Origin of the sequence: Sabulibacter ruber (assembly GCF_017355955.1) — a bacterium.
In the GTDB taxonomy this organism is placed as follows: Bacteria; Bacteroidota; Bacteroidia; order Cytophagales; family Hymenobacteraceae; genus Nibribacter; species Nibribacter ruber_A.
The window spans coordinates 1-285 of the sequence record NZ_JAFFID010000107.1 but is presented as its reverse complement, the minus strand read 5'-3'; the positions used below and the strand labels follow the sequence as shown (position 1 = coordinate 285).

The following is a 285-nucleotide window of genomic DNA, read 5'->3' as shown; positions in this document are numbered from 1 at the left end:
ACGCCGGGGCCGATAGCCTGTATGGCGGCCGCGACAGCGACGCCCTGTACGGCGGGCGTGATGACGACCTGCTGAACGGCGATATCGGGGCCGACAGCCTGGCCGGCGACATCGGCAACGACCTGCTGGTCGGCAACGTCGGCACCGACCGGATGTTCGGCAACGCCGGGGCCGACACGCTGTTCGGCGGGCGCGACGACGACACGCTGTTCGGTGGCCAGGGCGACGACTGGCTGTCAGGCGACCTGGGCAACGACCGTCTGAGCGCTGACCTGGGCAACGATC

Annotated in this window: 1 protein-coding gene; it reads left to right on the top strand. The window is 70.2% G+C overall.

Annotated features, from left to right (window positions below; all coding sequences use genetic code 11):
* On the top strand, window positions 1–285 hold a 285-nt coding region (locus JT719_RS24650; RefSeq protein ID WP_278251904.1), incomplete at both ends, for a calcium-binding protein.